Source organism: Burkholderia sp. A9 (assembly GCF_000801975.1).
The window spans coordinates 56,148-73,382 of the sequence record NZ_JSZN01000038.1 but is presented as its reverse complement, the minus strand read 5'-3'; the positions used below and the strand labels follow the sequence as shown (position 1 = coordinate 73,382).

Annotated in this window: 16 protein-coding genes; 13 read left to right on the top strand and 3 right to left on the bottom strand. The window is 66.9% G+C overall.

Annotated features, from left to right (window positions below; genetic code table 11):
- Positions 1-13 precede the first annotated feature (13 nt).
- Both PI86_RS14605 and PI86_RS14600 read right to left on the bottom strand, forming a co-directional pair.
- Entirely contained in the window at positions 14-1,000 is a 987-nt protein-coding gene (locus tag PI86_RS14605) for an oxidoreductase (RefSeq protein WP_039323825.1), read from the bottom strand.
- A gap of 169 nt (positions 1,001-1,169) precedes the next feature.
- On the bottom strand, positions 1,170-1,460 hold the full coding sequence (locus PI86_RS14600) for a DUF3331 domain-containing protein (protein WP_014898573.1): 291 nt from the start codon (positions 1,458-1,460) through the stop codon (positions 1,170-1,172).
- A 677-nt stretch (positions 1,461-2,137) separates the two neighbouring features.
- Here PI86_RS14600 and PI86_RS14595 point away from each other — a divergent pair.
- The 9 genes from PI86_RS14595 (at position 2,138) to PI86_RS14555 (ending at position 11,381) form a co-directional block, all read left to right on the top strand.
- Positions 2,138-2,902: an SDR family oxidoreductase gene (locus PI86_RS14595; RefSeq protein WP_039323821.1), complete on the top strand. Its 765-nt coding sequence runs from the start codon at positions 2,138-2,140 to the stop codon at positions 2,900-2,902.
- 68 nt (positions 2,903-2,970) lie between these two features.
- Entirely contained in the window at positions 2,971-3,813 is an 843-nt protein-coding gene (locus PI86_RS14590; protein ID WP_039323818.1) for an ureidoglycolate lyase, read from the top strand.
- Positions 3,814-3,836: 23 nt separating this feature from the next.
- Entirely contained in the window at positions 3,837-5,114 is a 1,278-nt protein-coding gene (locus PI86_RS14585; RefSeq protein ID WP_039323815.1) for an L-fuconate dehydratase, read from the top strand.
- A 94-nt stretch (positions 5,115-5,208) separates the two neighbouring features.
- On the top strand, positions 5,209-5,985 hold the full coding sequence (locus PI86_RS14580; RefSeq protein ID WP_039323812.1) for an SDR family oxidoreductase: 777 nt from the start codon (positions 5,209-5,211) through the stop codon (positions 5,983-5,985).
- Positions 5,986-5,997: 12 nt separating this feature from the next.
- Positions 5,998-7,536: a sugar ABC transporter ATP-binding protein gene (locus tag PI86_RS14575; protein ID WP_039323809.1), complete on the top strand. Its 1,539-nt coding sequence runs from the start codon at positions 5,998-6,000 to the stop codon at positions 7,534-7,536.
- Positions 7,537-7,554: 18 nt separating this feature from the next.
- On the top strand, positions 7,555-8,592 hold the full coding sequence (locus PI86_RS14570) for an ABC transporter permease (RefSeq protein ID WP_039323806.1): 1,038 nt from the start codon (positions 7,555-7,557) through the stop codon (positions 8,590-8,592).
- A gap of 85 nt (positions 8,593-8,677) precedes the next feature.
- Positions 8,678-9,619 carry an ABC transporter substrate-binding protein gene (locus PI86_RS14565; RefSeq protein ID WP_039323804.1) on the top strand — a complete coding sequence of 314 codons (942 nt, stop codon included), beginning with the start codon at positions 8,678-8,680 and terminating at the stop codon, positions 9,617-9,619.
- Positions 9,620-9,657: 38 nt separating this feature from the next.
- Entirely contained in the window at positions 9,658-10,548 is an 891-nt protein-coding gene (locus tag PI86_RS14560; protein WP_039323802.1) for an amidohydrolase family protein, read from the top strand.
- 71 nt (positions 10,549-10,619) lie between these two features.
- Positions 10,620-11,381 carry a FadR/GntR family transcriptional regulator gene (locus PI86_RS14555; RefSeq protein WP_039323795.1) on the top strand — a complete coding sequence of 254 codons (762 nt, stop codon included), beginning with the start codon at positions 10,620-10,622 and terminating at the stop codon, positions 11,379-11,381.
- Positions 11,382-11,397: 16 nt separating this feature from the next.
- On the opposite strand, the gene PI86_RS14550 is transcribed toward PI86_RS14555, so the two are convergent.
- Positions 11,398-12,639 carry an NAD(P)/FAD-dependent oxidoreductase gene (locus PI86_RS14550; protein ID WP_039323793.1) on the bottom strand — a complete coding sequence of 414 codons (1,242 nt, stop codon included), beginning with the start codon at positions 12,637-12,639 and terminating at the stop codon, positions 11,398-11,400.
- A 313-nt stretch (positions 12,640-12,952) separates the two neighbouring features.
- Between PI86_RS14550 and PI86_RS14545 the strand changes: the two genes are divergently transcribed.
- The 4 genes from PI86_RS14545 (at position 12,953) to PI86_RS14530 (ending at position 17,041) form a co-directional block, all read left to right on the top strand.
- A complete protein-coding gene (locus PI86_RS14545; protein WP_152608120.1) occupies positions 12,953-14,038 on the top strand; it encodes a hypothetical protein in 1,086 nt (361 codons plus the stop codon).
- A 417-nt stretch (positions 14,039-14,455) separates the two neighbouring features.
- Positions 14,456-15,181, top strand: a complete 726-nt coding sequence (locus tag PI86_RS14540; protein ID WP_039323789.1) for a YfiR family protein — start codon at positions 14,456-14,458, stop codon at positions 15,179-15,181.
- Positions 15,178-16,446 carry a diguanylate cyclase domain-containing protein gene (locus PI86_RS14535; protein ID WP_039323786.1) on the top strand — a complete coding sequence of 423 codons (1,269 nt, stop codon included), beginning with the start codon at positions 15,178-15,180 and terminating at the stop codon, positions 16,444-16,446. Before PI86_RS14540 ends, PI86_RS14535 begins: the two co-directional genes overlap by 4 nt.
- 85 nt (positions 16,447-16,531) lie before the next feature.
- Positions 16,532-17,041: an OmpA family protein gene (locus PI86_RS14530; protein ID WP_039323857.1), complete on the top strand. Its 510-nt coding sequence runs from the start codon at positions 16,532-16,534 to the stop codon at positions 17,039-17,041.
- The last annotated feature ends 194 nt before the right edge of the window (positions 17,042-17,235 follow it).

Here is a 17,235-nt window from a genome sequence, read left to right as displayed (position 1 = left end):
GGTGGCGCGCTGTTCAGCGCAGCTCGGCCGCCGTGTCGAACGGGTTGGCCGGCAGCCGGCCGGCGGGCACGCCGGTGCTGAGGAAATGCACGCCCGTCGCCGCTTCGGAGGCCTCCCACAGCAGCGTCGCCACGGCCACGTCGCGCGCCGAGCGCGGCACGCTCGCGGGGGCCGGCAGCCCGCGCGACTCGAACCAGCCGGACGGCCCGATGTACGAACCGCCGGCGAGGTCGGGCGAAGTCGCCGCATGGATCGCCGGTAGCGCGCCCTGGTCGGCCGGTTGCGCGAGATAACGGTTCGCGGCTCGCATCATCATGGCGCGCGTGGGCGAGCTGTCCATCGCGGGGCCCGCGAACTGCAGGTTGGTCGCCGCGTAGCCCGGATGCGCGGCGACGCTGATTCCCGCGAACGCCGCGCGCTGGAAGCGGCGCTGCAGTTCGAGCGCGAACACGAGGTTCGCGAGCTTGCTGTCGCAGTAGGCGAGATAACGGTTGTAGCGGTGCTCCGCGCGCAGGTCGTCGACGCGGATCCGGCCGCCTCGGTTGAAGCCGCTCGACATCGTCACGACCCGCGCCCGCCGCGCGGCGCGCAGTGCGGGCAGCAGCTGGCCGGTCAGCGCGAAATGGCCGAGGTGGTTGGTGCCGAATTGCATCTCGAAGCCGTCGCGCGTATGGCGCAGCGGCAGGAACATCACGCCGGCGTTGTTGCAGAGGATGTCGACGCGGCCGTGGCGCTCGGAGACGTCGGCGGCGAAGCGCTGGATCGAGGCGAGATCGGCGAGGTCGAGCGGATCGACTTCGACCCGTGCGGCGGGATGGAACCGGCGGATCGCAGCGGCCGCCTGCGCACCGCGCGCGGCATCGCGGCAACCCATCACGACGGTCGCGCCCTTGGCGGCCAGCGTTTCCGCGATCTGCCAGCCGAGGCCGCTGTTGGCGCCGGTCACGACCGCGACCTTGCCGCCTTGCGCCGGGACGTGGCGCGCGCTCCATGCATGCATGTCTGCCTCCAGCGGTGTGGCCGGTGCGCCACGACGCGTAATCGTTACATTGAGTGGTGTAACGATAGTCCGCGCAGGCGGGACAGACAAGCAGGGGAATTAGACCGACGGTTCTAGGGCGGGCGCGCGCAACCTCACGCAGCCGGCCCCGGCACGCGGCGGGCGGGCGTTATCGGCCGCCGGCCAGGCCGAGCACTTCGGCGGCGGAGATCATCGCGGCCGCATTCGCGGGCGCCGGGCGTTCGGCCGGGCGGAACACTTCGTCGCCGCGCTGGATGACCTGGCGCGACAGCGCGCAGGTGCCGGTGCGCTGCGCGAAGCGGCGCCGCCAGCGCTGCTCGCCGTAATGACAGCGGCCGGGTTCGACCCAGCGGACGACGAGCAGCGTATCGGAACGTTCGAGAATTTCGACGTGGACGTCGGCGGGATCGAGCGCAGGCAGGGATTTGGAGGCCTTCATTTTGCCGTTTCCTAAAGCTCGTGCGGTTTCGGCCATGGCAGTGGATGTCACTACCCAAGGACGAATCCGTAGCGGTTTCCATGAGTGGTGCGCTAAATGTAAGCGTCTGTGACCGGAAAAAACATCCTGTCTGGCTCAAATTACCTTTTGCCGATTTAGAAACAATCGCCGCGCATTTCCTTAAGAAACCAACGACAAAAGTGCCCCGGACGCGAACGTCCGGGGCGAAAAATCGGCCCGCGCCACCGTGTCTGCTCGCTCAGTCACGTGACACACCGCGGGGGACGGAGGGGCCCGTCAGGGATCGGCGACGGGCGGGGCGGTGTGCCGGAAAGCGCGGTCCGGCAATGTCATGATCGCGCGCGCCCCCCGTTGAGACCCTGACGTGAACATGACTTTTTTGTCAGTTTCGCCGCGCCGGCACGTGGGCTCAGGCGCCAGGGGCCGGCGCAAACGCCCGCCGATATTGGCTTTGCGCGACAGGCAGCCGATCGGTGGAACCTGAAATAGACAGTCATCGAAGCCCGCGGCACCGCCTTTCCGCCCGATTCTCCCGCTCGGGAAAATACTGAATCGCGCGATCGTGACAAATCCGGATTCTGTTCCTATGATTGGTTGGACCTTTAGTCCTTTGTGCCAATCGGCCGGCTCGGCCGACTTCGACAGGAGTGGTGCTCATGAGATTGCAGGGCAAGCGCGCGCTGGTGACGGCGGCCGGGCAGGGTATCGGCCGCGCGACCGCGCTGCGGTTCGCGAGCGAGGGCGCCGACGTGCTGGCGACCGACATCAACGAAGCCGCGCTCGGTCGGCTCGCGGCCGATGCCGAACGCGCGGGCGGGCGGCTGGCCACGCGCCGGCTCGACGTGACCGATGCGCACGACGTCGCGGCACTCGCGGCGCAGGAGCGCGCATTCGATGTGCTGTTCAACTGCGCCGGCTACGTGCACCACGGCTCGATCCTCGAGTGCGACGACGACGCGTGGGCGTTCTCGCTGAACCTCAACGTCACGTCGATGTACCGGCTAATCCGCGCGCTGCTGCCGGCGATGCTGGACGCGGGCGGCGCGTCGATCATCAATATGGCGTCGGCCGCGTCGAGCGTGAAGGGTGTGCCGAACCGCTTCGTCTACGGCACGACGAAGGCGGCCGTGATCGGCCTGACCAAGGCGGTCGCCGCCGATTTCGTCGAGCAGCGCATCCGCTGCAACGCGATCTGCCCGGGCACGATCGAATCGCCGTCGCTGGAGCAGCGGATCGCCGAGCAGGCGCGCACGCGCCAGGTGTCGACCGACACCGTGCGCCAGGCGTTCGTCGCGCGCCAGCCGATGGGGCGCATCGGCACGGCGGACGAAGTGGCTGCGCTCGCGCTGTACCTCGCGTCGGACGAAGCGTCGTTCACCACCGGCGCGATTCACCTGATCGATGGCGGCTGGTCGAACTGACCGCGTCTGGCCGACCGCGTCTGGCCGACCGCGCCTTCCCATTCACTTTCCGTTTCCGCTGGGACGACATGAAACTGCTGAGATTTGGCGAAAAACACCATGAAAAACCCGGCCTGCTCGATGCGCAGGGAAAGATCCGCGACCTGTCGGGCGTGATCGACGACGTCGCCGGCGCTGCGCTGACGCCCGCATCGCTCGCGCGGCTGCGCGACATCGAGCCGTCGTCGCTGCCGCTCGTCGACGGCACGCCGCGCCTCGGCGCGTGCGTCGGCCAGGTCGGCAAGTTCATCTGCATCGGGCTCAACTATTCCGACCACGCGGCCGAGTCGGGCATGGAAGTCCCGAAGGAGCCAGTGGTGTTCGGCAAATGGACGAGCGCGATCTCGGGGCCGAACGACGACGTCGAGATTCCGCGCGGTTCGGAGAAAACCGACTGGGAAGTCGAGCTCGGCGTGGTGATCGGCCGGGGCGGCCGCTATATCGACGAAGCCGACGCGCTGTCGCACGTCGCCGGCTACTGCGTCGTCAACGACGTGTCGGAGCGCGAATACCAGCTCGAACGCGGCGGCACGTGGGACAAGGGCAAGGGCAACGACACGTTCGGGCCGCTCGGCCCGTGGCTCGTGACGGCCGACGAAGTGCCCGATCCGCACGCGCTGCGGCTGTGGCTGGACGTCGACGACCACCGCTACCAGAACGGCACGACCGCGACGATGGTGTTCCGCGTGCCGCACCTGATCAGCTACCTGAGCTGCTTCATGAGCCTGCAGCCGGGCGACGTGATCTCGACCGGCACGCCGCCCGGCGTCGGCCTCGGGCAGAAGCCGCCCGTTTATCTGCGCGCCGGGCAGGTGATCACGCTCGGCATCGACGGGCTCGGCGAGCAGCGTCAGCGCACCGTGCAGGCGTGACACCCTTTAACGGACGGTTTGCCATGGCTATCATTCGATCGATGCGCGTCCTCGACGTGCGCTTCCCGACCTCGCGCCAGCTCGACGGCTCCGATGCGATGAATCCGGATCCCGACTATTCGGCCGCGTACGTCGTGCTCGAAACCGACCGCGACGGGCTCGAAGGCCACGGGCTCACGTTCACCATCGGGCGCGGCAATGAAATCTGCTGCGCGGCGATCGACGCGATGCGTCACCTCGTCGTCGGCCTCGATCTCGACTGGATTCGCGAGGACATGGGCCGCTTCTGGCGGCACGTCACGTCGGACAGCCAGTTGCGCTGGATCGGCCCCGACAAGGGCGCGATCCACCTGGCGACGGGGGCGGTGGTCAACGCGGTGTGGGACCTGTGGGCGAAGGCGGTGGGCAAGCCGCTGTGGCGGCTCGTGGCCGACCTGAGCCCCGAGGAAATCGTGCGCGCGATCGATTTCCGCTACCTGACCGACTGCCTGACGCAGGACGAAGCGCTCGACCTGCTGCGCCGGCAGGCGCCCGGCAAGGCGGCGCGGATCGCGGCGCTCGAGCGCGACGGCTACCCGTGCTACACGACGTCGGCGGGCTGGCTCGGCTACAGCGACGACAAGCTGCGCCGGCTGTGCCGCGAGGCGGTGGACGCCGGTTTCGACTACGTGAAGCTGAAGGTCGGCGCGAACCTGGAGGACGACATCCGCCGCGTGACGATCGCGCGCGAGGTGATCGGCCCCGAGCGCAAGCTGATGATCGACGCGAACCAGGTGTGGGAGGTCGACGAGGCGATCGACTGGGTGCGCGAGCTGGCGTTCGCGAAACCGTGGTTCATCGAGGAGCCGACGAGCCCCGACGACGTCGAAGGGCATCGCAAGATCCGCGACGCGATCGCGCCCGTGCAGGTCGCGACCGGCGAGATGTGCCAGAACCGCGTGCTGTTCAAGCAGTTCATCGCGCGCGGCGCGATCGACGTCGTGCAGATCGACGCGTGCCGGCTGGGCGGCGTGAACGAGATTCTCGCGGTGCTGCTGCTGGCCGCGAAATACGGGCTGCCGGTGTGTCCGCATGCGGGCGGCGTCGGGTTGTGCGAATACGTGCAGCATCTGTCGATGATCGACTACGTGTGTATTTCCGGCACGAAGGAAGGGCGCGTGACCGAATACGTCGATCACCTGCACGAGCATTTCGTCGAACCGTGCGTCGTGCGCGGCGCGGCGTACATGCCGCCGACGGCGCCCGGCTTCTCGATCGAGATCAAGCCCGAATCGCTCGAGCAGTATCGATTCCGGGGTTGAAGCACGCAGCCCGACGGAGTACGACGGCGTACGACGACGCACGATGCGCCGCGCGCGGCCTGCACGGCGACACCATCAACGACGGAGACGCGAAGTGGATTTGAATCTGCAAGACAAGGTCGTGATCGTGACCGGCGGCGCGTCGGGGATCGGTGCCGCGATCTCGATGCGGCTCGCCGGCGAAGGCGCGATTCCGGTGGTGTTCGCGCGCCACGCGCCCGACGACGCATTCTGGCGCGAACTCACGCGGCAACAGCCGCGCGCCGCGTGCGTGTCCGTCGAGCTGCAGGACGACGCGCAGTGCCGCGACGCGGTCGCGCAGACCATCGCACGTTTCGGCCGCATCGACGGCCTCGTCAACAACGCGGGCATCAACGACAGCATCGGGCTTGCCGCCGGGCGCGATGCGTTCGTCGCGTCGCTCGAGCGCAACCTGATCCATTACTACGTGATGGCGCATTACTGCGTGCCGCACCTGAAGGCGACGCGCGGCGCGATCGTCAACCTGTCGTCGAAGACGGCCGTCACCGGGCAGGGCAACACGAGCGGCTATTGCGCATCGAAGGGCGCGCAACTCGCGCTGACGCGCGAATGGGCCGTCGCATTGCGAAACGACGGCGTGCGCGTGAACGCGGTGATTCCGGCCGAGGTGATGACGCCGCTCTACCAGAACTGGCTCGCCGGTTTCGACGAACCCGAAGCGAAGCTCGCCGACATCGCCGCCAGGGTGCCGCTCGGCAAGCGTTTCACGACCACCGACGAGATTGCCGATACGGCGGTATTCCTGCTGTCGGAACGCGCGTCGCACACGACGGGGCAGTGGCTGTTCGTCGATGGCGGCTATACGCATCTCGATCGCGCGATCGGCTGAGGGCAGCGCTCCATGCTACCCGACCCGAACCTGAGCCCCGCGCCGCCGCTGATTGCGTTGAGCGGCGTCAGCAAGCGCTTTCCGGGCGTGCAGGCGCTCGACGATTGCCGGTTCGACCTGCGCGCCGGCGAAGTGCATGCGCTGATGGGCGAGAACGGCGCCGGCAAGTCGACGTTGATGAAGATCTTCGCCGGCGTCTACCAGAAGGATGGCGGCGAGGTCCGGATGGACGGCCGCGTGGTGGAGATCGCCGATCCGCGCGCCGCGCAGGCGCTCGGGATCGGCATCATTCATCAGGAACTGAACCTGATGAACCACCTGAGCGTCGCGCAGAACATCTTCATCGGCCGCGAGCCGCGCGGCCGCTTCGGCGTGTTCGTCGACGAAGACAAGCTCAACCGCGACGCGGCCGCGATCTTCGCGCGGCTGCGGCTCGATCTCGATCCGCGTACGCCGGTCGGCCGGCTGACGGTCGCGAAGCAGCAGATGGTCGAGATCGCGAAGGCGCTGTCGTTCGATTCGCGCGTGCTGATCATGGACGAGCCGACCGCAGCGCTCAACAACGCGGAGATCGCCGAGCTGTTCCGCATCATCGGCGACCTGCGCGCGCACGGCGTCGGCGTCGTCTACATCTCGCACAAGATGGACGAGCTGCGCCAGATTGCCGATCGCGTGACGGTGATGCGCGACGGCAAGTACGTCGCGACCGTGCCGATGGCGGACACGTCGATGGACGCGATCATCGCGATGATGGTCGGCCGTCAGCTTGATACGACGTTCCGCACGCCGCCCGATACGTCGGGCAACGATATCGCGCTCGAAGTGCGCGGGCTGTCGCGCGGCCGCGCGATCCGCGACGTCGGTTTCACGCTGCGGCGCGGCGAGATCCTCGGCTTCGCGGGGCTGATGGGCGCGGGCCGCACCGAGGTCGCGCGCGCGGTGTTCGGCGCGGATCCGGTCGACGCGGGCGAGATCCGCGTGCACGGCAAGACCGTGACGATCCGCACGCCGGCCGATGCGGTCGCGCACGGGATCGGCTATCTCTCCGAGGATCGCAAGCACTTCGGGCTCGCGGTCGGCATGGACGTGCAGAACAACATCGCGTTGTCGAGCATGGGCCGCTTCGTGCGCCGCGGCGTGTTTCTCGATGCGCGCGACATGCGCGCCACCGCGCAGTCGTACGTGCGGCAGCTCGCGATCCGCACGCCGTCGGTCGCGCAGCCCGCGCGGCTCCTGTCGGGCGGCAACCAGCAGAAGATCGTCATCGCGAAGTGGCTGCTGCGCGACTGCGACATCCTGTTCTTCGACGAACCAACCCGCGGCATCGACGTCGGTGCGAAAAGCGAGATCTACAAGCTGCTCGACGCGCTCGCCGCCGACGGCAAGGCGATCGTGATGATCTCGTCGGAACTGCCCGAGGTGCTGCGCATGAGCCACCGGATCCTCGTGATGTGCGAAGGGCGCGTGACCGGCGAATTGCGCGCGGCCGACGCCACGCAGGAAAAGATCATGCAGCTCGCGACGCAGCGCGAGTCGACCGTATTGTCCTGATTCTGGCGCCTACCGATCATGTCCAACGATACGCATCCCGTCCCGCCCATCGCTTCCGGCGACACGCCGGCCGCCGCATCGAGCCTGAAGTCACGCTTCTTCAACCCGGCCGCGCGGCAGAAGCTGCTCGCGTTCGCGAGCCTCGTGCTGCTGATCGTGTTCTTCAGCATCGCGTCGCCGAACTTCCTCGACGTCGACAACCTCGTGACGATCCTGCAGGCCACCGCCGTGAACGGTGTGCTGGCCGTCGCCTGCACGTACGTGATCATCACGTCCGGCATCGACCTGTCGGTCGGCACGCTGATGACGTTCTGCGCGGTGATGGCGGGCGTCGTGCTGACGAACTGGGGCATGCCGCTGCCGCTCGGGATCCTCGCAGCGTTGTGCTTCGGCGCGCTGTCGGGCAGCGTGTCGGGCTTCGTGATCGCGAAGATGAAGGTGCCGCCGTTCATCGCGACGCTCGGGATGATGATGCTGCTCAAGGGGCTGTCGCTCGTGATCTCGGGCACGCGGCCGATCTACTTCAACGACACGCCGGGCTTCACGTCGATCGCGCAGGATTCGCTGATCGGCAACCTGATTCCCGCGCTGCCGATCCCGAACGCGGTGCTGATCCTGTTCGTCGTCGCGCTCGGCGCGTCGATCGTGCTGAACCGGACCATCTTCGGCCGCTACACGTTCGCGCTCGGCAGCAACGAGGAAGCGCTGCGGCTGTCCGGCGTGAACGTCGACGCGTGGAAGATCGCGGTCTACACGTTCAGCGGCGCAGTGTGCGGGATCGCCGGGCTCCTGATCGCATCGCGGCTGAATTCCGCGCAGCCGGCGCTCGGGCAGGGCTACGAGCTCGATGCGATCGCCGCCGTCGTGATCGGCGGCACGTCGCTGTCGGGCGGCGCGGGCAGCATCGTCGGCACCATCATCGGCGCGTTCATCATGAGCGTGCTGACCAACGGCCTGCGCATCATGTCGGTCGCGCAGGAATGGCAGACGGTCGTGACGGGCGTGATCATCATCCTCGCCGTCTACGTGGACATCCTGCGCCGGCGTCGCCGCTGACGCACGCACGTGCCATGCATCCGCTTGTCCGCTTCACCGCCGGCCGGGCCGGCATGTCAGTCGATACCAACCAAGGAGACGTGAAGTGATCAGGAGCAAGGTGTTGAACGCGATCGTCGGGCTGACGTTCTCCGTCGGCGTCACGGCCGGCGCGCAAGCGCAGGAAGCCTACATCCCGCTGATCTCGAAGGGCTTCCAGCATCAGTTCTGGCAGGCCGTGAAAGCGGGCGCGCTGCAGGCCGCCAGGGACTACAAGGTGAAGGTGACGTTCGAAGGCCCCGAAACCGAGGCGATGGTCGACAAGCAGATCGACATGCTGTCGGCCGCGATCGCGAAGAAGCCGGCCGCGCTCGGCTTCGCGGCGCTCGACAGCAAGGCCGCGCTGCCGCTCCTGAAGAAGGCGCAGGCCGAGAAGATCCCGGTGATCGCGTTCGACTCGGGCGTCGACGGCGACATCCCGGTGACGACCGCTGCGACCAACAACAAGGCAGCCGCGTCGCTCGCCGCCGACAAGCTCGCCGCGCTGATCGGCGACGAAGGCGAGGTGGCCGTGGTCGCACACGACCAGACGAGCCGCACCGGCATCGATCGCCGCGACGGCTTTCTCGAACGGATGAAATCGGCGCATCCGAAGGTGCAGGTCGTGACCGTACAGTACGGCGAAGGCGACCAGTTGAAGTCGACCGAGGTGACGAAGTCGATCCTGCAGGCGTATCCGAAACTCAAGGGCTTGTTCGGCACCAACGAAGGCTCGGCGATCGGCGTGGTCAACGGCGTGCGAGAAATGAAGCGCAAAGTCGTGATCGTCGGCTACGATTCGGGCAAGCAGCAGAAGGACGCGATCCGCAGCGGGCTGATGGCCGGCGCGATCACGCAGAACCCGGTCGGGATCGGCTACAAGACCGTCGAGGCGGCCGTGAAGGCGATCAAGGGCGAGAAGCTGCCGAAGGTCATCGATACCGGTTTCTATTGGTACGACAAGACCAATATCGACGATCCGAAGGTCGCGGCGGCGCTGTACGACTGAGCGTGCCGCAGCGGGCGACGGCGACACGCGAGGACACCATGGGCGCAGTACGTATCGATTCTCATCAGCACTTCTGGCGGTATCGCGCGGCCGACTATCCGTGGATCGGCCCCGGCATGGGCGTGCTCGCCCGCGACTACCTGCCCGATGCGCTGTGGCCGCAGATGCATGCGCAGGCGCTGCGCGCGTCGATCGCGGTGCAGGCGCGCGGCGGGCGCGACGAGACGGCATTCCTGCTCGATCTCGCCCGTGACGACGCGCACATCGCGGCCGTCGTCGGCTGGGAGGATCTCGGTGCGCCGGAACTCGCGGATCGCATTGCCGAATGGCGCAGCCCGAAGCTGCGCGGCTTTCGTCACCAGGTGCAGGACGAAGCCGACGCCGGCGCGTTCGTCGCCGACCCCGCTTTCAATCGCGGCGTCGCGTGGCTGCAGGCGAACGGTTACGTGTACGACGTGCTCGTGTTCGAACGTCAGTTGCGGGACGTGCGCACGTTCTGCGCGCGGCACGACGCGCACTGGCTCGTGCTCGACCATGCCGGCAAGCCCGCGCTCGCCGAGTTCGACCGCGACGCGACGGCGTTCGCGCGCTGGCGCGCCGGGTTGCGCGAGCTGGGCGCGCTGCCGCATGTCGTGTGCAAGCTGTCGGGGCTCGTGACCGAGACGGACTGGCGGCGCGGCCTGCGCGCGCCGGACATCCGGCACATCGAGCAATGCCTCGATGCGGCGCTCGACGCGTTCGGGCCGCAGCGGCTGATGTTCGGGTCGGACTGGCCCGTGTGCCTGCTCGCCGCGTCGTATGACGAAGTGGCATCGCTGGTCGAGCGCTGGGCCGAAGCGCGGTTGTCGGCGGCCGAGCGCGACGCATTGTGGGGCGGCACGGCCGCGCGTTGCTACGCGGTGCCGGGCGACCCGAAGCCCGGCATATAAAATAGGCGCGTACGGCCTGTCGGTTCATTCGTCAGGCCGTCCGCAACGCAACCGCTTACCTGTATCACCGTATGTCCATCCAGCCGATTCAGAACCGCCGCCTCTACCAGCAGATCGCCGACAAGCTCAGTGCGATGATCGAGTCCGGCGATTTTCCGCCGGGCAGCTATCTGCCGCCCGAGCGCGAACTGGCCGAGCAGTTCGGCGTGTCGCGCACGTCGGTGCGCGAGGCGCTGATCGCGCTTGAAGTGCGCGGGCGCGTCAGCGTGCGCGTCGGCGACGGCGTGAAGGTGCGTCAGCCCGAAGCGGCTGCCGTACCGGCGCCGCAGATCGACACGAAGGTCGCGCCGTTCTCGGTCGTCGAGATCGATCCGGAGCTCGGCATCGCGCTCGACCTCGATACCGAAATCCCGCCGTTCGCCTTGTTGCAGGCGCGCCGGCTGATCGAGCCGGAAGCCGCGTCGCTCGCCGCGAAACACGGCTCGGACGCGCAGATCGAAGGGATCCACGACGCGTTCCTGCGCAACCAGGAAGACAACCGTAGCGGCTCGCTCACGCATCCGGGCGACCGGCTGTTCCATATCCGTATCGCGGAGGCCAGCGACAACCCCGCGTATGCGCTGATGATCAAGCAGTTGCTCGCGCACAAATACGACCTGATGTTCCAGCGGCTGCAGTCGCTGTACATGCCCGACGACATGCCGCACCGGTCGGAGCAGGAGCACCGCGCGATCCTCGACGCGATCCGCGCGCGCGACCCGGAGGCCGCGCGCCGTGCGATGGCCGAGCATCTCGACGAAGTGATCAGGATCTTCGGCCGCGCGCTCGACTGAGCGCGGGCGTTCAGAATCAGAAGCGGTCGGCGCGGTAGGGTGCGGGATCGGTGAACGGCGTTTCGCCCGTCATCATCTCGGCCAGCAGGCGACCCGAGACGGGGCCGAGCGTCAGCCCGTGATGGTTGTGCCCGAACGCGAACCACAGCCCGCGATGCGCGGGCGCGGGGCCGATCACCGGCCGCATGTCGGGCGTGCACGGCCGGAAGCCGAGCCACGGCTGCGGGTCGAGCCGCTCGCCGAAGCCGAACACCGGGCGCGCGACGCGTTCCGCGCGTTCGAGCTGCACGCCCGTTGGCGGCAGGCCGCGCCGTGCGATCTCGACGCCGGTGGTGAGCCGCAGCCCGCGCCGCATCGGCGCGATCACGTAGCCGTATTCGCGATCGACGATCGGCGCCGACGGCGCGCCGCGTTCGGACGGCGCGTAGTGCATGTGATAGCCGCGTTTCTCGCGCAGCGGAATCTTGTAGCCGAACTTGCCGAACACCGTGTCGGACCACGGGCCGAGCGCGACGACGACGGCCGGCGCGGCGATCTTGCCGTGCTCCGTCGTGACCTGCCAGCCGGGCGATAGCGCGTCGAGGCTCGCAGCATCGCCGTTGAGCAGCGTGCCGCCGCCTTGCACGAACAGTTGCGCGTAGGTTTTGACGAGCGCGGACGGATCGACGACGCTTTTCGGGTCGAGCCAGTGCAGCGCGCCGCAGAAGCCTGCCGCGAGGCTCGGTTCCTGCGCACGCAGGGTGGCGGCATCGAGCGGCGTGATGCCGAGCCCGTGGCGGCGCGCGGTGAGCCCGGCGTCGGCCACCGCACGGTCGAACGCGGCCGGCGTGCGGAACGCTTCCATCCAGCCGCTCGCGCGGATCAGTTCGGTTGCGCCGGCCCGCGCGATCAGCGCGTCGTGCTCGACGATGCAGCGCTCGATCAGCGGCAGCATGTCGCGCGAGGCTGCCGCGTGACGCAGCGGTGCCGATTCCCACCAGAAACGCGCGAGCCACGGCGCGAACGCGGGCAGTGACGTGCTGTGCCAGTAGAGATCGGTCGAGCGGTTCAGCGCATAACGCATCAGCGTGAACGGACTGCGCGGGAACGGATACGGTTCGACCGACGAGCGCTCGATGAGCCCCGCGTTGCCGAAGCTCGTGCCTTCGCCGGGCGCACCGCGATCGACGAGGGCGACCTTGCGGCCGCGATCCTGCAGGTGCAGCGCCACGGAAACACCGACGATGCCTGCGCCCAGAACGATGACGTCGAAGTCCATGAGGGAAGACGAAATGAACGGTTGAAGATCGCCACTCGGCGTCGGCGACGAGCGCTTCGGGCCGGTGCTCGGAATTGCAAGCGAATGATCAGCAAGGATACTCGCGAACGAGGCGATGCGCGAATCGGGCCCGCTTGCGCGAGGGGCGAGGTTGTCGTGACGGGTGCTCAGGTTGTACGCTAGGCCCCCGGCCATACGAAGCCGGATACGAAGCAGTCGCGCGAATTGCGCTGTTCTCTTCCGGAATGATTGACGAACCTGGAAGGGGCGATTCCGCCGCGTTTGCCAACTGGACTGATCATCTGAGAGCGCAATGTCCGACAACAATATTCCCAAGGGCCGACAACCCGCCGCAGTTCCGTGGCATCGATCGCCGATCGTTCGCAGCGCAGTGCTTTTGGTCGGGCTGTTCGTCATGCTGCCGCTACTCAAGTATCAGCTCGTGAGCAGACTGCTTGCCGGTGCGATTTCAGCAACGATGCTGTACGCGATCTTCCGTGAATGGATCACCGTGTTGCGGCCGTTTCGAACATGGCTGATTCGTCGCACCGTCAGAGTCATGCGGAAGCTGCGCCCGATCGCGAAACTTCCTCCTGACGTCACCATGACCTACGGTTTGGTCGCGATGATGTTGTTGCTCTCCGGCATCCTGTGGATCGTGCTGAATGTGACGTGGATCGGGCGCCTGGCGATACCCGTCTTTGTTCTGCTTGCCTACGCAGCGGCACGGCACACTTACCATGTGTTGCGACTGATCGCGCGCTGGTCGTGGAGCAAGGCGTTAGGCAAGGGCGCCTATCTGGCGGTTGCGTCGGTCGCGCTTTGGCTCGCGCGCTCGGACGCGGAGAAGCTGGTTCTGACGTTGACGCATGAAACCGCCGATCATTTTTCCAGCTTCACCGGTCTGTCAGCTTCTGCATTCTTCGCGCTGCGCCTGGTTCAGGCGGCGGGGATCGTGCTTCTTGTGTTCCTTGCATTTCAGTTCGTGTTCCTGATGGTTGGCCTGCTCATCCAGCTGTCTGCGAATCACGTCCGGGTCTTCAGCAGGGCGGGTGTCGAGCGAATGACCGTGACCTGGAGACGACTCAGGCTCGGGCTGAAAAAGTGGGAGGTGGATGACCGGGAGCGGCTCCGCCAGATGATTGCCATGCTCGCGCCGATTGGTCTGGTGTTCTGGGCCGTGCCGTTGCTGATGGGGCCCACCTATCTCGTCGGCAGTCTCGAAACCCGGACGCTGCTTTCGAACGTGCTGGTGCGGACGACGTATTCGGCAACCGGCGCGTGTCGCGGAGACAGCCGCACTGGATTGTTCGCGCGCATTGGCGACGACCGTGTGTCGGAGGCCGTGAAGGACGGTGACGGATACGTGTTCCGAACCGTAGCGTGCAAGTCGAAGTAAGCGCCGCTTTCCTGGACGGATGCGCGTTCGCTGTGTCGAGCATCGTGTGACGAGCCGGTTCCGTCTGGCGACGGAATCGCGCAGCAACTTTTACTGGCCGCGCATCGGTGTGTGGGGCAAGCCGGTCCGGTGCGCCGCTGAGGAACGTATGACGTTTGACGCGCACGGTCGTCCTATCCGCTGATCAATCCGCCGACGTCGCGACTGGAGCGGCGTCAGGTACCTTCTTCACCCGCGTCGTCGTCGTGCGCGACGACGATTCAGCATATTTTCCGATGTTATTAGCGGGTGTATCCCACTGGTTTGGGATGCGAATTTTTACCTAAGATGGAAGCAATCGTGCGTGTGACTCGGTGCCGGCACGCGCATGGCGGGTAGGAGGTATCGCCGGGAACAACTGCAACTGATGTTTCCATCATGGATGCGAGTGTGTGCGCGGCGGCTGCGAGTCATGCGGCCGCACCGACGCCAGTGTGCGCGGCGGCAATCGCCGCGCGGAAGGCGTCCGGCCGGTCCGGCCGAGTCGCCTCGCTGCGCCACGCACTCGTCGCAATCGTTTGCGTTCTGAGCGTTGCACCTGCCGTTCTCGCCGGGTCTACGGCAGATACGGATGAGCCGGTCGACGCGGTGCGAATCGCCGCCGCCGCAACGCCCGCCAGTCCCGCTAATCCCCCAGATCCCCATAATCCCGCCATTTCGTCACACGACTCCGCCGTGCGTCAGGTCGTGCTCGGCATCATCAGCTTCACGCGCTGGCCGACGACGCCCGTTCACCTGCATCTGTGCGTGACGGGCAGACCCGACTACGCGGCCGGCCTGACCGATACATTGCAGGCCGGCTCGACGGTGCTCGACGTGCAGCGCGTGCGCTTCGACGATCTCGCGCTCGGCATCGCGTGCGACGTCGTCTATCTCGGCACCCTCGCCAACGGCGAGCGAACGCGGGTGAGAGCCGCGCTGGCCGGCCATCCGGTGCTGACCATCGCCGAACACGATCCGTCCTGCACCGCGGGCAGCATGTTCTGTCTCACGGTCGAAAGCGAACGCGTGACGTTCGAGATCAATCTCGACGCCGTTGCGCGCAGCGGCGTGCGCGTTCATCCCAATGTGCTCAATCTTGCGCGGCGGCCGGTGACGCCATGACACGTTCCGTGCCCCCCATTTCCGCTTCGCGTGTGCCGCGCCCGACGCTGCAGAGCGTGTTGCGCCGCGCGCACCTGCGCCTGGCGTTCGTCGCGGTGACGATGGCCGCCGTGTCGTTGATCGTCGTCGCCGTGATCGCGTTGCGTGCGTATGCCGGCAACAACCTGAACCTGCTGGCCCGCTCGCTCGGTTATACGGTCGAGGCGGCGCTCGTGTTCGGCGACCGCGTCGCGGCGAACGAAGCGATCGGGTTGATCGCCAACGACGAGGACGTCGCGCAGGTGGTGGTCACCGACAGCAAGGGCCAGTTGTTCGCGACCTGGAGGCTGCCCGCCAGCGGCCGCATCGCCGGGCTCGAGCGCGGCGTCGCCAATCTCGCGCTGCCCGGGCCCGTGAGCGTCCCGGTGATGCATGACGGTGTCGTCATCGGTCAAGTCATCGTGCGTGGCCGCGGACACCAGTTCTTCGGGTTCCTGCTGGGCGGCATCTGCGGCATTCTCGGCTGCCTGGCCGTCAGCGTGCTTGGCGCGTATGTCAGCTCGAAGCGTCTGCTGCGCAACATCGTTGCGCCGCTGCGCGCGCTCGCCGGCGTGGCGCACGCCGTGCGGCGCGAGCGAGCGTTCGCGCGGCGGGTCGAGCCGGCGGCGATCGCCGAACTGAACCAGCTCGGCGACGACTTCAATGCGTTGCTCGACGAATTCGAAGAATGGCAGAACACGCTGCGCGACGAAAACGCGTCGCTCGAACACAAGGCGACGCACGACGCGCTCACGGGGCTGCCCAACCGCGTGCAGTTCGAGTCGCGCCTCTCGGTTGCCCTCTGCGACGCCGTGGTGACGGGGCAGCGGGTCGCGGTCTTGTATCTCGACTGCGACCGCTTCAAGGAAATCAACGATTGTCTCGGCCACGACGCCGGCGATGCGGTGCTGGTCGGCATCGCGGCGCGGCTGCGCACGCAGGTGCGTGAGTCCGATCTGGTCGCTCGCCTGGGCGGCGACGAATTTGCGGTGATGCTGGCGCCGGTGCGCGAAGCGGACAGCGTGTGCCGGATCGCCGACGAGATTTTGTCCGGCATGGTGCCGTCGATCGAGTTGTCAGACGGACGCATGGTGGCCACCATGCTGAGTGCCGGCGTTGCGCTCTATCCCGACCACGCGTCGGACGCGAGCGGCTTGCTGCGGGCGGCGGATGCCGCGATGTACCGCGCCAAGCGCGCGCGGCCAGGATCGTGGCAATTGGCCGAAGGCGTTGCCAGGCCGGTCTGAGGTCTATCGTTGCGCACTGCGGGCGAGGTCGCAGCTGCGGGTTGAGAAGGCGCACGCGACGCGGGCGCATAACAAGGGGTCGATGATGAAAAACTCGTTTCCTGTGAGCATTGGGCGGATGTGCGTCGCAAGCGCGGTGCTGCTGTGCCTGCTGCTTGGCGGGTGCAAGACGCCGCCGCTTCATCGGGGGCTCACGCAGACGCAAGTGACGGCGCTCAAGTCAGCCGGGTTTCATGAGACCGAGCAGGGGTTCGAGTTCGGGTCGACCGGGCCGATTTTGTTCGACTTCGATCGGTATAACCTCAGGCCGGATATCAGGCGGATCGTGACGCGGATCGGAAAGACGCTGAGGTCGGCGGGAATCAATGGGGTGCGGGTTTATGGGTACTCGGATGAGGAGGGGGAGGCTTCCTATGATCTCGAGTTGTCCAGGCGGCGGGCGGAGGTGGTGGAGATTGAGCTTGTGGATGTGGGGTTGGATGGGAAGAAGATTGCGGTTGTCGGGAAGGGGAAGAGCGATCCGGTGGGGGATAACCGGACGGAGGCCGGGAGGGCGCAGAATCGGCGGGCGGCGATTGTGGTTTCGCCGCGGTGAGGGGAGCGCGTCACGCACTGGGATGCAGCGATTACGGTGGTTAGTCGTCTTCGAGCAATCCGCTCGGTCCGCTTGTGAATACACGAATACCGGAATGTCTCGGGGCGGTCTGTTGTGACTGTTTGCCACCGTTGGCAAGCACACACCCGAGCGTCTGTTCACGAACAGCGGACCTTGATGTTTACGGCGTTCGG

Coding starts and splice junctions, on each gene's coding strand:
- PI86_RS14535 (WP_039323786.1), top strand. CDS start 15,178: ATGACACGTTCCGTGCCCCCCATTTCCGCTTCGCGTGTGCCGCGCCCG.
- PI86_RS14575 (WP_039323809.1), top strand. CDS start 5,998: ATGCTACCCGACCCGAACCTGAGCCCCGCGCCGCCGCTGATTGCGTTG.
- PI86_RS14530 (WP_039323857.1), top strand. CDS start 16,532: ATGAAAAACTCGTTTCCTGTGAGCATTGGGCGGATGTGCGTCGCAAGC.
- PI86_RS14590 (WP_039323818.1), top strand. CDS start 2,971: ATGAAACTGCTGAGATTTGGCGAAAAACACCATGAAAAACCCGGCCTG.
- PI86_RS14545 (WP_152608120.1), top strand. CDS start 12,953: ATGTCCGACAACAATATTCCCAAGGGCCGACAACCCGCCGCAGTTCCG.
- PI86_RS14605 (WP_039323825.1), bottom strand. CDS start 1,000: ATGCATGCATGGAGCGCGCGCCACGTCCCGGCGCAAGGCGGCAAGGTC.
- PI86_RS14550 (WP_039323793.1), bottom strand. CDS start 12,639: ATGGACTTCGACGTCATCGTTCTGGGCGCAGGCATCGTCGGTGTTTCC.
- PI86_RS14560 (WP_039323802.1), top strand. CDS start 9,658: ATGGGCGCAGTACGTATCGATTCTCATCAGCACTTCTGGCGGTATCGC.
- PI86_RS14585 (WP_039323815.1), top strand. CDS start 3,837: ATGGCTATCATTCGATCGATGCGCGTCCTCGACGTGCGCTTCCCGACC.
- PI86_RS14540 (WP_039323789.1), top strand. CDS start 14,456: ATGGATGCGAGTGTGTGCGCGGCGGCTGCGAGTCATGCGGCCGCACCG.
- PI86_RS14600 (WP_014898573.1), bottom strand. CDS start 1,460: ATGAAGGCCTCCAAATCCCTGCCTGCGCTCGATCCCGCCGACGTCCAC.
- PI86_RS14595 (WP_039323821.1), top strand. CDS start 2,138: ATGAGATTGCAGGGCAAGCGCGCGCTGGTGACGGCGGCCGGGCAGGGT.
- PI86_RS14555 (WP_039323795.1), top strand. CDS start 10,620: ATGTCCATCCAGCCGATTCAGAACCGCCGCCTCTACCAGCAGATCGCC.
- PI86_RS14570 (WP_039323806.1), top strand. CDS start 7,555: ATGTCCAACGATACGCATCCCGTCCCGCCCATCGCTTCCGGCGACACG.